The following is a 5707-nucleotide window of genomic DNA, read 5'->3' on the forward strand; positions in this document are numbered from 1 at the left end:
TTCCTTCGTCGACGGGGTAAAGAAGGCCCTGAAGAAAGGGGACAGGGTCGCCCTGATCGGCTTCGGCACATTCGCCATCAGCCAGAGGAAGGCACGGAAGGGAAGGAACCCTCAGACCGGCAAGGAGATAAAGATTGCTGCGAGAAAGGTCCCCGTATTCAAGGCAGGCGCCGCTCTCAAGAAGGCGGTCAAGTAGAGACGTTCCCGCAGTAAGACAAGTAATCATCCGAATGAATCTGCTCAAGGGCAGGGTCAGTAATGGCTCTGCCCCTTCTGTTTCGGTGTGCTGTGGTTTTTGCGCACTCGTTCTCGAAGTCAGAAGATCACAATATCTCTTGTAGTTCGCAGCAAAGTCTAATAATGTGTAGGAAGGCAGCCAATCGAAAAAAGGGGATGCCATCATGGATAGCTACGATATTGTTTTTATCGGTCAGATGGGTACAACGACAATCATCCCTTTTCTGGGACCTCCTTTCATGGAAGAGCATAGCCCTGTGCTCTTTTCTGCAATAGCCGCGTCCTGCCTCGGCAAAAGAATTGCTGCGGTGACGAAAATCTCCGAAGGTAAAGAACGCCTGCTGAAACCGCTAAGGGCTAAGGGCATCGATGTCATGGTGAGGCCCGGAGAAGTCGGAGAAATACGCGTTACATTCCCAAGCACGAATCTCGATGAAAGGCAGGCCTTCGTGGTAAGAGCTGGAGACGACCTTGGCATAGACGACATACCTCCGTTGGAACCGTGTCTCGTGCACCTTTGCTGCTTCGGACACCGGAGCGTTCAGCTCGACGTGCTGCGATCACTGAAGACACAAGGGTTCCGTTTATCCGTCGATATCCAGGGCTTTGTGCTCCAGCCCGATATGAAAACGGGAGAAGTCCATCTTGAAGATGTCCCCGAAAAAAGGGAAATACTGACCCTGGCTGACTTCGTAAAGCTCGATGCTATGGAAGCACAAACACTGACGGGGACCAATGTTCTAAAGGACCAGGCTGATATACTGGAAAGCTGGGGTAGTTCAGAGAGCGTAATCACGTGTGCAGAAGGAGTACTGGTCCGCAAAAAGGGCGCAACGACGTTCTTCAAGTTCACAAACAGCAGCATTCCGGGCAGGATGGGTCGCGGCGATACCGTTATGGGGTCGTACCTCGCGCGCAGGCTCGATCACTCTATTGAAGACTCACTCCGATTCGCGGTAGCGTTGACATCGATCAAGCTGGAGGCCGCTGGCCCGTTTAAGGGCAGTATGGAGGAGGTCCTCGCAAAAATGCAACAGGTTGAGTGACCTGTGCCCACATAAGAAAACAGCAACCGCGCGCTCAAGGAGGCTTGATGGACCTGAGAGACTTCATCGGGATATGCGAGAAAGAGGGGCAGCTCAAGAGGGTCAGGACAGAAGTCGGCTGGGACCTGGAACTTTCGCATGTGTCAAAGGTTGTGGAAGGCCGGGGCGGTCCGGCGCTGCTCTTTGAAAAGGTGAAGGGATACACCATCCCGGTGTTCACGGGTGCCTTCGCAACCACGCAGAGACTCGGCCTGCTGCTCGGGAAGGGTACGCGGTTGTCCATGGTCGAGCTCACGAAGGAGTGGATGGAGCTTGCCACGCAGCAACCGGTCAAGCCGAACGAGCAGGAACATGGGCCGATCTTCGAAAACGTTTTGAGCGGTGACGCTGTGGATATGTTCATGTTCCCCTCGCCACGCTTTTACGAACTCGATGGGGGCCGCTACTTCGGCACGACTGTCTTTCTGGTCGTCGAGGATCCGGAGACCGGCGAGATGAACCTAGGGACGTACCGGATGCAGGTCCTGGACAAGACCACGGTGGGTGTACAGATCCTCAAGGGAAAGCGGGGCGACAGGATCCTCCAGAAGTACCGCAAGGCTGGCAGGAAGATGCCAGCGTGCGCCGTTATCGGGGCTGACCCCTTGCTCCTTCTCGCGGGAAGCGCCATGGTGGCCAAGGCGAGCGAATACGAGGTGGCCGGGGCCATACGCCGTCAACCCGTTGACCTCGTGAGGGGCAAACTGAGCGGGCTGCCTATTCCTGCAAGTGCGGAGATTGTTCTGGAAGGAGAGATCGATCCCGAGGACCTCAGGCCGGAAGGCCCCTTCGGGGAATTCACCGGCTACTATACGGATGAGCTGATCGCGCCGATCCCCAAGCCCGCCCTCCACGTGCAGCAGATCTACCACAGGAATGATCCCATCCTCTGGGAGACATGCGCGGGGAAACCGGTCACCGACAATCATGTGCTGCTCTCCTTTATTCAAGGCGCGACGATGTGGGCCGAGCTTGCCAGGATGGAGATCCCGGGCATCAAGGCCGTCTACATGCCGCCGGAGGCCGCGGGGCGCTTCTGGTCGATCGTGTCGGTGGAGCAGCTCTATCCCGGCCACGCGGAGCAGGTAGGCGCCGCAGTCGCGGCCACGAATACAGCGTCCTACTGCTGCAAGGGCATCATCGTCGTCGATCACGACATAGCCCCCGATGACCTGCCCCGTGTCTGGTGGGCGCTCGGCACCCGGTTCAATCCGGCCCGGGGCGCCCAGATCCTCAACAGAGGGAGGTCGACGCCGCTCGATCCTGCCCTCGATCCCACAGGCGACAAGCTCCTTACCTCGCGGATCATTCTGAACGCGACTATCCCCTTTGAATGGAACAACAAGCCGACAGAGGTAAAACTGTCAGAGCATGTGATGAGCAGGGTCAGGGAGCGGTGGGCGGAATACGGGATCGACTGAAGACTTTTTTTCTGCGTTTGGGCAAAGGAATGACCATGCTGTTGCATCCCTTAATCTTCGATGGTATCTGACAAATAGTTAGGCGTAACCGAGGATTAAGAGAGCATTAGCAAAAAACACGATCATCACGAGAGCTAATAAAAGGGGGTGTAATCATGCTCTACAATAAAAGGTTCCTGGTTTTCACAGCGGCAGTATTCGGGGTTGTGATTCTCACTTCATGCCAGTATGCGGTGGTGCCCGGAGACCATCAGTTTAAGTCGGACTGTGCAGCGCTGTCGGGCATGATCATAGCAAAGGACAAGATCGCCTTACCCACGAATGGTGCAATAAGCAGCTCTGCGACACTCGTCCCCGCGACGTCACAAACCGTTGACGCCAATGGCAACGTTGTGCCGGCCGTACCTGAATATTGCAAGGTACTGGGGTCCATCGCACCTCTCGACCCGAAGTCCCCGCCGATCAACTTCGAGGTCAACCTGCCGACGAAATGGAATGAGAAATCGATGCACTACGGTGGCGGAGGTCTCAACGGAATTTTGATCACCGGCTTGGCCCAACCCTACCCGCAACCGCCCAACTCCCCGACTCCCTTAGACCGGGGTTATGCGACCTTTGGAAGTGATTCGGGGCATCAAGGGGGTGGCAACGCTGCCTTCGGATTGAACAAGGAGTCGCTCCTCAACTTCTGTTACGAGCAGCTGAAAAAGACCAAGGATGCCGCATTCCACATCATCAAAACCTACTATGGGAAGGTGCCCAAGCACAGTTACTTTGATGGCAATTCCGAGGGTGGCCGCGAGGCGCACACGGTTACGCAGCGCTACCCGGATGACTATGACGGCGTGATTGCCCTCGCTCCCATCATCAATGAGGAGGGGACCCATATCCACGATAACGCGATGCTGACCGCCTTTGCTCCTGCCCCGATCGGTGGCGGCGGATGGATGAATGCGAACAAGATCAAGCTCATCGCTGACTCCACGAATGCACGTTGCGATGCGCAGGACGGCCTGGCAGACGGCATCATAAGCAAGTATGGATTCTTGGATCCGGATCTCGGGTGGCGTGCTGCCTGCCAGCACGACGTGTCGGTCCTTCGGTGCGACGGAGGGCTGGACACAGGGAACACGTGCCTCTCTGACACGCAGATCGCGGCGGTGCATGTAATCCGTGATCGGTTCGTCTTGCCCTTCAAACTGCCGAGCGGCAGTACGGGATATGTGAGCTATGGTGCGATGGGAGGAGAGGACAAGCTCAACGGATGGGCCGGACCTATCCTGGGCACAACGATTCCGCCCGTGCCGCAGCCGCCGGGGATCATGCCCAGTGAGGGTATCGGCGGTGTGGCATACTTTGGCCACACGAACATGCGCTTTTTCGTCGCCCAGGATCCGGACTTCCAGACCTATAATTTCGATCCGGTTCCCTACAAGTCCAGGATCGAGTATCTCTCATCAATCATCGATTCGATCGATCCCGACATCTCGAAGTTTCTCCACAGAGGCGGGAAGCTGATCATGAAGGACAACACCGCAGATTACCACCGCAGCGTATTCTTGGGCGTCAACTACTACAAGTCCCTGCTGGATAGATTCGGCGAGCCTACGGTTGAGAACTCTGTCAGACTGTACGTGGCCGTGGGCGCCAATCACTTCGGCCAGAATGCACCTTCTCAGGCTGATCTCGTCACTCTTCTTGAGAACTGGGTGGAGAAGGGGATAGCCCCGCCGAAAAATATTGATGGAGTGACCATGGATCCGAAGACCTTCAACGTCACCGCATCACGGCCCATGTGCGGCTACGGGCTGTATCCCAAGTACTCAGGTTCAGGCGATCCGAACATTGCCTCCAGTTTTGTTTGCACACCGCTCATGGGAAAATGATCAGGCTCTCCGGTTCTCATTATCGGATCGTCGCTCATCTTCCAGACGGGCGCGGGCCCCAAGCTCGTTGGCCATCCTGTGGTGGGCCTCGCCGGTTTTCTTCTGGCCAGCGTGCTTGGTATATGGCTTTTGATCGGCATCATGCGCGCCGGAAGGTTATGATGCTGACAGCGGTAATGCTTCACTGGTAGTGAGGAGGACCCCGTCGAGGGGAACGCCCCGTTTGTCCTGCATAAAGGCTCGTTCCGTCATGCACGTGATGGAGAATTGCAGTTCGTACGACTAGCCCGATGTTCTTCTTGCAGGCTTGTGGCCAGTATCTTCAACGGCGTCCTGTTTACAGCGTGGGTGGTCATTCCACACCCGGTGCTTCCTGTTTTCCGGTTTCTGATATTTGAGCTCGTCTACTCTGTTACGCCCGGCAATCCCCGGGCAGGTACCAACCTGGCCAGTGTATCCAGTCTGGCTCTGCCAACTATTTAAGTATTCCAACAAACATCCGAGGAATTAGATAGGCATAGAGAGTATGGCAGACACTACCAGGGCACGAGTGTGCATCAAACCGGCGTTTGGGACAAAACGAGGCGTGCAGAAAGTGACACTCTTGAGATTCTCAATCTGGCTCGCCTTCTTCACCTTCCTCACTGCAATGGCGTTGCATTGGTCAGGGTACAACGGAGGCTTCGTGTCCGGAAGAACAGTTTACAGGGTAACCATCTCCACGGGTGAGATCGCCGTTGAACACGCACAGGTGGTCGCCAGGAAATGAGCGGTTTTAGCCGGTAGCTATGAGCAAACGTCAACATTGCATCACAACAATCCGGAAGGCTTCGCACAGGTTCTTAAGATACTGGAAGTGATATCCGAAAACAGAGAAGAACTACTTCCAGGAGGATAGGGATGGAGCACGTGATTGAGGTTGTCGATGGACTTGAGGCCCAGTGTTCCTGCGGTGGGTGGACCTACACGCAGGTAGACGCATCTCTTCCAGACAGGGAAGCGGAGGAGTTGATGCAGAAAAGCTTCAGGAAGCACCTCACCCTGCAGAGAGGGCAGCGCGGGCCCGCGAGGCAGGCTG

The 5707-nt window shown here is 55.9% G+C and carries 5 protein-coding genes; all 5 read left to right on the forward strand.

What is annotated here, in order from left to right; translation table 11 throughout:
* Positions 1-196, forward strand: a 196-nt coding sequence (locus VMT71_10320) for an HU family DNA-binding protein (protein ID HVN24353.1), incomplete at its 5' end; no start/stop codon positions are given.
* 205 nt (positions 197-401) lie between these two features.
* Positions 402-1283: a PfkB family carbohydrate kinase gene (locus VMT71_10325; GenBank protein HVN24354.1), complete on the forward strand. Its 882-nt coding sequence runs from the start codon at positions 402-404 to the stop codon at positions 1281-1283.
* A 47-nt stretch (positions 1284-1330) separates the two neighbouring features.
* On the forward strand, positions 1331-2743 hold the full coding sequence (ppcB, locus tag VMT71_10330) for a phenylphosphate carboxylase subunit beta (protein ID HVN24355.1): 1413 nt from the start codon (positions 1331-1333) through the stop codon (positions 2741-2743).
* 155 nt (positions 2744-2898) lie between these two features.
* On the forward strand, positions 2899-4629 hold the full coding sequence (locus VMT71_10335) for a tannase/feruloyl esterase family alpha/beta hydrolase (GenBank protein HVN24356.1): 1731 nt from the start codon (positions 2899-2901) through the stop codon (positions 4627-4629).
* Between the two features lie 526 nt (positions 4630-5155).
* Positions 5156-5398, forward strand: a complete 243-nt coding sequence (locus VMT71_10340; protein ID HVN24357.1) for a hypothetical protein — start codon at positions 5156-5158, stop codon at positions 5396-5398.
* Positions 5399-5707: the final 309 nt, after the last annotated feature.

The sequence above is a fragment of the Syntrophorhabdales bacterium genome (assembly GCA_035541455.1).
GTDB lineage: Bacteria > Desulfobacterota > Syntrophorhabdia > Syntrophorhabdales > WCHB1-27 > JADGQN01.